The organism is Sulfuricurvum sp. (assembly GCF_022759005.1).
Taxonomy (GTDB): Bacteria; Campylobacterota; Campylobacteria; order Campylobacterales; family Sulfurimonadaceae; genus Sulfuricurvum.
The window spans coordinates 1-6,911 of record NZ_JAEMQA010000130.1 but is presented as its reverse complement, the minus strand read 5'-3'; the positions used below and the strand labels follow the sequence as shown (position 1 = coordinate 6,911).

General features: G+C 43.4%; 8 protein-coding genes. 4 read left to right on the top strand and 4 right to left on the bottom strand.

Features of this window, described 5'->3' with window-relative positions:
* The first annotated feature begins 88 nt into the window (after positions 1–88).
* The 3 genes from dsbD (at position 89) to JHC35_RS08075 (ending at position 3,178) form a co-directional block, all read left to right on the top strand.
* Complete coding sequence (gene dsbD / locus JHC35_RS08085) at positions 89–1,894, top strand: protein-disulfide reductase DsbD (RefSeq protein ID WP_295043996.1); 1,806 nt, start codon at positions 89–91, stop codon at positions 1,892–1,894.
* A gap of 2 nt (positions 1,895–1,896) precedes the next feature.
* Positions 1,897–2,280, top strand: coding sequence for a thioredoxin family protein (locus tag JHC35_RS08080; RefSeq protein ID WP_295043993.1), 384 nt, complete (start codon positions 1,897–1,899; stop codon positions 2,278–2,280).
* A 232-nt stretch (positions 2,281–2,512) separates the two neighbouring features.
* The gene (locus JHC35_RS08075; protein ID WP_295043990.1) at positions 2,513–3,178 is read left to right on the top strand and encodes a hypothetical protein; all 666 of its coding nucleotides are present in this window, start codon (positions 2,513–2,515) and stop codon (positions 3,176–3,178) included.
* Positions 3,179–3,182: 4 nt separating this feature from the next.
* Here the strand turns inward: JHC35_RS08075 and JHC35_RS08070 are convergent, their stop codons facing one another.
* The 3 genes from JHC35_RS08070 to JHC35_RS08060 are packed head-to-tail and all read right to left on the bottom strand — an operon-like array spanning position 3,183 to position 5,112.
* Positions 3,183–3,710: a hypothetical protein gene (locus JHC35_RS08070; protein ID WP_295043987.1), complete on the bottom strand. Its 528-nt coding sequence runs from the start codon at positions 3,708–3,710 to the stop codon at positions 3,183–3,185.
* Positions 3,710–4,753: a lipid-A-disaccharide synthase gene (lpxB, locus tag JHC35_RS08065; protein ID WP_295043984.1), complete on the bottom strand. Its 1,044-nt coding sequence runs from the start codon at positions 4,751–4,753 to the stop codon at positions 3,710–3,712. Before lpxB ends, JHC35_RS08070 begins: the two co-directional genes overlap by 1 nt.
* Positions 4,750–5,112 carry a c-type cytochrome gene (locus tag JHC35_RS08060; RefSeq protein WP_295043981.1) on the bottom strand — a complete coding sequence of 121 codons (363 nt, stop codon included), beginning with the start codon at positions 5,110–5,112 and terminating at the stop codon, positions 4,750–4,752. Before JHC35_RS08060 ends, lpxB begins: the two co-directional genes overlap by 4 nt.
* A gap of 62 nt (positions 5,113–5,174) precedes the next feature.
* Here JHC35_RS08060 and JHC35_RS08055 point away from each other — a divergent pair, with 62 nt between their 5' ends.
* Positions 5,175–6,392 carry an amidohydrolase family protein gene (locus tag JHC35_RS08055; RefSeq protein WP_295043978.1) on the top strand — a complete coding sequence of 406 codons (1,218 nt, stop codon included), beginning with the start codon at positions 5,175–5,177 and terminating at the stop codon, positions 6,390–6,392.
* A gap of 6 nt (positions 6,393–6,398) precedes the next feature.
* Here the strand turns inward: JHC35_RS08055 and JHC35_RS08050 are convergent, their stop codons facing one another.
* Positions 6,399–6,698, bottom strand: a complete 300-nt coding sequence (locus JHC35_RS08050) for a chorismate mutase (RefSeq protein ID WP_295043975.1) — start codon at positions 6,696–6,698, stop codon at positions 6,399–6,401.
* Positions 6,699–6,911: the final 213 nt, after the last annotated feature.

The window sequence follows — 6,911 nt, the reverse complement described above, 5'->3', positions numbered from 1 at the left end:
AAGCTGAAAAATATTAACAATGTTTCTCACTGAGTTTTGTAACAGTTACTTGTGATAAAATAAAGATGATTTTTTAAGAAGGTACTGTATGCGCGGGCTATTGTTTTTACTTATTTCTTTAAATATTTGGGCGGTGGGCTTTTTACAGCCTGATGAGGCTTTTAAACCCTCGGCTAAAATGGTGGATGCCAAAACCATCGGTGTAGAGATGATTATGGGCGATCAGATCCATATCTATGCCGATAAGCTCAAAGTGGAAGATGCGGATAAAAAAGACGGGATCGATTTCAAATCGGTGACGATGGTTGAGCCGATCGTATTGGATGGAGAGAAAGTATACGAATCCTCTCCCGCTATCCGTATCGCACTAATGAGAACCAAAGAGCTTTCCGGTGATAAAAAGGTCAGAATCAAACTCTCTTATCAAGGGTGTTCGAGTGCAGGATTGTGCTATGAACCGATGGAAAAAACGCTGGAAGTGACGTTGGATGCATCCAAAGTTCCAATGAGTGAGTCGTCGGTACTCAAAGCTCCGGTGGTTGAACCAAAAGCGCTTGAGATTGCTCCACCACCTCCTCCGGCACCGAAGGTAGAGGTGAAAGAGTCTGAAACCGATCAAATCGCCGGTGTGATTAAAGGGGGAAGCCTTTGGGTGATTATTATTAGTTTTTTTGGTTTCGGGTTGCTTCTCTCTCTCACGCCGTGTGTTTTTCCGATGATACCGATCATCTCTTCGGTTATTTTGGCTCAGGGCAAAGGGATGGGGGCAAAAAGAGCGTTTTTCCTCTCTTTGGTCTATGTACTTTCAATGGCAGTGGCGTACACGATTGCGGGAATTTTGGCAGGATTGTTCGGTGCAAATCTTCAAGCAGCGTTTCAAACGCCGTGGGTTATTGTCTCTTTTGCCCTTATTTTTGTCTTATTGGCTCTTTCGATGTTCGATGTGTATGAATTGCAAATTCCGAATTTCATCCAATCGCGTCTCAGCAAAATGGGATCTCAACGCGGAGGTATTATCGGAATTGCGATCATGGGCTTTTTGTCGGCATTGATCGTCGGACCGTGTGTCGCGGCACCGTTGGCTGGAGCGTTGATCTATATCGGGCAAACAGGGGATGCACTGCTCGGCGGAGTAGCACTCTTTTCTCTCTCAATCGGGATGGGAGTCCCGTTGTTGATCGTGGGGACGACATCAGGCCACTTTATGCCTAAACCGGGGATGTGGATGGATGTCATCAAGGCAGTATTCGGAGTCATGCTGCTCGGTATTGCGATCTGGATGATCGGGCGTGTGTTGGATGAAAATACGACACTGCTGTTGTGGGGCGGATTAGCGATTTTCGTTGCGATCAATATGAATGCGTTGGAACCTTTGGGGGCGCATCCCTCATGGAGTTCCCGTGCCAATGTCAAAGCGCTCGGATTTATGGTTTTATTGTACGGTATCAGCTTATTGGTCGGCGGTATGGCAGGGGCTAAAAACGTGTTGCATCCTCTTGATCCGTTTATTGCTCAAGTTCAGGCAGCACCGATAAAAGCGCAACACAAAAAATTTGAAAAAATCACCTCTATCGATGAGCTGAATGCAATTTTGACAGAGAGTAAAGGGAAAAAGGTGATGGTCGATTTTTATGCGGATTGGTGTACCGCCTGCAAAGAGTTAGAAGCAAAAACCTTTAGCGATGAAAATGTCAAAACCGCTATGGACGATTATGTTTTGGTACAGGTGAACCTTACGGCTAACGATGAAGCCGCCCGCGCAATTACTGCAAAATTCGGTATTTTCGGTCCTCCTGCAATTTTATTTTTCGATGAAAACGGTACGCGTCAAAAAGAGGCCGATATTGTCGGGTTCAAAGAACCTCAAGAATTTATCAAACACTTAGGGAAATAAAAATGGGAAAAATAGTTTTACTCTTATCGGTCTTGGCAAGTATGGCATTTGCGGATCTAAAATGGGCTTCATCGTATGATGCGGCGCTCGCTCAAGCGAAAAAAGAGAAGAAGCGGGTAATGGTGATGCTCTCTCGGGAAAATTGCCCCGCGTGCGAGTACATGAGCGACATCGTTTTTGAAGAGAAAATAGTAGCTTTGGAAGTAGAAAAATCGTATGTTCCTGTCCACATCGACATACACAACGATTCCATCCCTGATGGGCTTGGGTATATGGGGACTCCGACATTCCATTTTTTGGATGCTTCCGGGAAAAAAATCGGTCGCTATGACGGTGCCGCGAATATACCGAAGTTTATGAGTATTTTGGGACAATACAAAAAATAATTTCTCTACGCTTCTTTTTTTCCTTGCCAAAAATTGGTGAGGAGCTTTTTTACCATTCTTCGGGTATATTTTCATAAAATTAATTTTTTTAGTCCATAGGTGTCTGTCAATGCGTTGGAGCGGTGTCGTCATTAGTATAGCGATGAGTGTAGTTTCCGCAGCGGAGTATTCTTCGGCGGGGTCTTCTTGTGAGAGTTCTCTTCCGATATGGGCCAATGCTCAAAATGAGTGTATGAAAAAAACACTGCAATATACAAAAAATACTGCACCAACCTCTTTGCTAGGGGGTGAAACGCGTATCAACTACGATTTGAAGAAAAATACGACGGTCGATACCGCCTCCATGAGTGCTCTTTATACGAATGATGCGTTTATGGCAAAAGTGCAGGGTTTGTATATCAAACCCAAAGTGGGAAATACCCCATCGATCGAAAAAACCAACGTATCGCTCCTGTATCGTCAAAAGCTGTGGGAATCTTTGTCTTTGAATGCCGCGGAAAACGTCACCATCCCGCTCAAAACGGCATATGACGTCCCTGAGCCTACGAAATATACGAGTCTGCTCAAAGCCCTCTATCCTCTCAATGATATTTACAATGTATTTGCAGAAGGGAGCTATACCCGTTTAGATGTTCCGGCATCCGAGAGTATTTTGTATCGTAATCCATATAGCTATACGACGGGAATTACCTATTCAGACAATAATGAGACGGTTATCAATGCCTCTTATGTATCGGAGCAGGATGCCGATCCCACTGTCGGGATCAACAAAAAAATCAAACTAGCCCATAAACATAAAATCAATAAGAGGATGAAAACGTCTCTCAGTGTGACGAAGAGTTTGGAATCTCTCCAACCGGACAACAACGCCTTGTTTAATTTTAGTTATGCTTTTTAAAGTTTTAGTGTTTCTCGACCAATTTATCCAAAATATAAAGCTGCATATTTTTATGCGGAATCTCTTTTTCCAATGCTTCCGAATAAATTTTTGCTACTTCACCGGCATGGAGATCATAATCAAAATGGGGAAAATGGTTTTCCCACGCATGACGAATAATTTTTAATGCGACGGTATCGATGAGGTACTCTTTGAATATCGCATAGGTTGCAAAAAACATCCCTGTGAATATAATGGCCATGATAATGAGCAAATGGCAATCTATTTTTGCCAAGAATGGGTGAAATGCGATCGAAACAGGCAAGATAAAAAGATGCCAAAGTCCGATAAAGACGAGATAGCTTCGTCCGATACTGAGACGAAATCCCGGTATTTTCCCCTCTAATTTCAGCCCCTCCTGATACATCTTATTGGTTTTGAGAAGGTCACGAAAAAGCATCGGTCCATCACTCAGCGTAAAAACATAAGGGATGATTTTTTCATCCGTAAACGCACGGGTTTTATTTTTTATCCATGAAAAAAGTCTAAGCATTAGGACTCCTTGATAATCTGGCTGACACGTTTGGCACTGCCATGCCCTAAAAGTTCTCGTAGATGGGAAGCGTCTTTAAAGAAAGCTTCTTTGTCCATTTGTTGATACGCATTATACAGATTTTGAGCATTGACTTCGTTTTGAATAAACTCAGGATGAATGGCTCGTCCGTAGTGATGAAAAAACAATAGGTTCCCAAGTCCCGCATAATCGAGTTTAACCAACCGTTTCCCGATGGCGTAATCGAGTGCTTTGGCGATATAAACCAAAACAAACGGTGTTCCGATCAACGAGGCTTCGAGCGTTGCCGTACCGCTGCAGATAAAAGCAAAATCGGACTCTGCCAAACTTTGATGCGCTTCGTGGGTGATTTCAAACGTCGAAATATCGCCGTAAAGCTCTTTGATCTGCTCATCGGTGAAATGCGGCGGAATGACGATCAATGCACGTGCATCGATCATACTACGCAGTTCACGAAAAATACTCATAAGTCGTTTGATCTCTCCGGGGCGGCTTCCGGGCATAAAGGTGATTTTTCCGCTGGGTGTCAGATCGGTTTTTCGAATGGTAATCTCATCGAGGAGCGGGTGTCCGACGTATTCGATAGGGGCATTTGGTGAATAATACGAAGGCTCAAACGGCAAGATAGAGCAGAGTTTGGTAATCGTTTTTTCGAGGACAGGGATCCGTTTTTTCTTCCATGCCCATGCCTGAGGGAGGATATAGTAGATGATCTCTTTGTCGGGATAGCGTTTCCGGATCGCTTTGGCGAGGGGGAGATTAAATCCTGATGAGTCAATCAGAAGCACCTTATCGGCATCGGCAGCTAATTCGAGCATCTGATCTTTGAGAGCAAAAAAGAACGGGAGTTTTTTGATGGCATCGACAAATCCCATGATCGATGTAGCGCGCAAATCGATAATGCTGTTACCTAAGGTGTTATCAAAAATACCCGATAATATTACGTCACCCCCAAGCTCATTTAGCAGATATTTCAGATGGACATTGGCAGAGTGCTCTAATGCACTGACGAGGAGTTTCATGAGCTTCCGTCTCCGGTATTGGAATCATCGGGTGAATATTTTTCTTTTGAGTTTTCGTGATACTCACTTAAAAAGGTGGTGAGTGCATCGATTTGGGAATCGTTTAGCCCCATTGCAAAAGGGATCATCATTTGTGCCAACTGGGTATTGCCCTGTTTGGAACGGAGCTGTTTTAGCCGATACGTTAAAAACGCTTTGCGTCGATACGCCAAAGAGGGGTAAATATTTGTTCCGCTTGCGCTTACCCCGTGACATCCGTTGCACCCTTTGCTAAAATAGAGTTTTTTCCCCTGATCATACGGCGAAGGTGCAGCTATCGCAACCATTATCGGTAAGATTAATACAATGATTTTGATCACTCTAACCCTTTTTAAACGTTTCTTTGATTAAAATAGCGTAATTATAGCGAACGGGAGCGATTATGATCATAACGGGGGCAATTATCTGCGACATCAACGGAGAACGTCGAGGCGATGTTCGGATTGAAGAGGGGATTATTACGGAGATCGGAGATTGTCTCAGTGGGGATGAGATCGTATCGGCACAGGGGTGTTATCTCATTCCGGGATTGGTCGATACCGATGTTCGGCTCAAAGATGCCCAACTCAGCCGTACCAATCTTGAAAAACTCTCAAAACGCGCCCTCTGCGGCGGAGTGACGACCGCCGTATTGGCAAGTGACACGACTCCGCGTATTGATGATGAGATCACCCTTGAATTTGTCCAACAGCATCGCTGTTCAAAAAACGGGGCAACGATTGAATCGAGTGTTAGTGCGTTAAACGATACGGGAGTGCTAAGTAATATCGCTATTATGCTCAAAAAAGGGTGTGTCGCAGTCCATACCTCTACTATCAACGATTATAACCTGATCAGCCGTATCGCTCAATATGCCAAAATGGCCGATAAAGCGCTCTTTTACAAAGCCCAAGAGAAGAGTTTGATCGAAAGCGGTGTAATGTCGGATGGAGCGGTTGCTTCCGGACTTGGTTTGCCGGGGATCCCTCCGATTTCTGAGGTGGTTCATGTTGCGTCGATGATTGAGATTGCCCGTTATTTCGGTATTAAAATTGTATTCAAAAGTATCAAAGAGCCTCGTTCCATCGAATTAATTAGCGATGCGCGCAAAAACGGTATTGCGGTCGAGTGTGAAGTCTCTATCCATCACCTCTTTAAAAACGATTTGGCATGCAACGGATTTGATACCGATGCGAAGATTGATCCTCCATTGGTCAATGAGACAAAACGCTTAGAACTCATAGAAGCGTTGAAGCAAGGAGATATTCATTCGCTTAGCGCGTTGCATCAGCCGAACTCCGACATCCATAAAGACATTACCTTTTACGATGCTCACGTGGGAACAACTTCTATCGCTGAGTATTTGCCGTTGCTCTATACCTATTTGATTGAGACGAAGGTGATTGATATGGCAAAACTCTTAGAGGTCGCTTCGCGTGCTCCTGGAGCACAGATAGGGGTCGAAGCAGGAGAGATCAAAATCGGTTCACCGTGTGATTGTATTGTGTTTGATCCGAGCCGTACTACGGTCGTTCCGCACCATCACAGCCTTTATAAAAACGAGACGTTAAAAGGGAAAGTGGTGATGGCACTTTGTCGTGGAGAAGTGACAAAATTTTAGTTTAAATTATAATGATTTAGCGTTTTGAAACTCTGAAATTTCCGCTTCAACCATCGCATCGATCATTATAGAATAGAGCTTAGTGAGAAGATTCGGAGAAACACCGAACTCCATCGCTTTATATCTCACGCGATCCATTACCGCTTCCATTCTTTCATTGGCTTTTATCTCTTCGACGGAGTGTTTGAAATTGGCGGCCTGTTTAACATAGCCGTTACGAGCGGCGATCAGCTCAACGATTTTATCATCGAGCTGATCGATATAGTGACGTACTTCATCCAAGCTTTGGCAATTTTTAACTTCCATGAGTGTATCTCTCCATCCAAGCGATTGATTTTTGTAATGATAGCATTTTTAGAGTAAAAGGGATGAGGTAATTGATTTATCACAATATTATCACTAAAAATTGTAAATTGATAAAAATATGAGAATTTTAATTTTGGTTAAAATGTGATAAAAATAATCTTAACCCCCTATCTGACGAAATAATGATTCATTAAAATGTGAGATTTAATTGGA

Coding starts and splice junctions, on each gene's coding strand:
- dsbD (WP_295043996.1), top strand. CDS start 89: ATGCGCGGGCTATTGTTTTTACTTATTTCTTTAAATATTTGGGCGGTG.
- JHC35_RS08080 (WP_295043993.1), top strand. CDS start 1,897: ATGGGAAAAATAGTTTTACTCTTATCGGTCTTGGCAAGTATGGCATTT.
- JHC35_RS08075 (WP_295043990.1), top strand. CDS start 2,513: ATGAAAAAAACACTGCAATATACAAAAAATACTGCACCAACCTCTTTG.
- JHC35_RS08070 (WP_295043987.1), bottom strand. CDS start 3,710: ATGCTTAGACTTTTTTCATGGATAAAAAATAAAACCCGTGCGTTTACG.
- lpxB (WP_295043984.1), bottom strand. CDS start 4,753: ATGAAACTCCTCGTCAGTGCATTAGAGCACTCTGCCAATGTCCATCTG.
- JHC35_RS08055 (WP_295043978.1), top strand. CDS start 5,175: ATGATCATAACGGGGGCAATTATCTGCGACATCAACGGAGAACGTCGA.
- JHC35_RS08050 (WP_295043975.1), bottom strand. CDS start 6,698: ATGGAAGTTAAAAATTGCCAAAGCTTGGATGAAGTACGTCACTATATC.